This is a genomic window from Mesorhizobium sp., assembly GCF_005063415.1.
GTDB lineage: Bacteria > Pseudomonadota > Alphaproteobacteria > Rhizobiales > Rhizobiaceae > Mesorhizobium.
Genome location: NZ_SUEG01000390.1, coordinates 1 through 348, shown reverse-complemented (window position 1 = coordinate 348; position 348 = coordinate 1). Strand labels below are relative to the sequence as shown.

The window sequence follows — 348 nt, the reverse complement described above, 5'->3', positions numbered from 1 at the left end:
CCGGACTCTCAGAGCGCGCCCGATCACGGCTTGAGGCGCGACTTGAGCGGGTCGTCGCGGTTGTCGGTATTGCCGCAAAGGCGTCGAGCGCAGTTTTGCGCCGCGCTACGGCGCTGTTCGAGTGGCTCATCGAACGAGCCCTGCAGCTCTGCCGTCGTTCGGAATCCGCGTTGGTGACAGAAAAATCGGCATGCGCGAATGCCGAAAACGGCATGCACAAACAGATTACAAGCCCTGATCCTATTGTGAACAGTAACGAGAACCGGCGTTCGGCTCACGCCGAACAACTCAGCTTGCTAGAGGCTGGCTCTGCCAGCCAATGGGCTTATGAAGCAAGCCTGGGGGGCG

General features: G+C 60.3%; 1 pseudogene. It reads left to right on the top strand.

The features are described 5' to 3' along the window. Positions 1-348 (top strand): annotated as a pseudogene (locus E5W70_RS32750) (replication protein C); the annotation flags it as partial.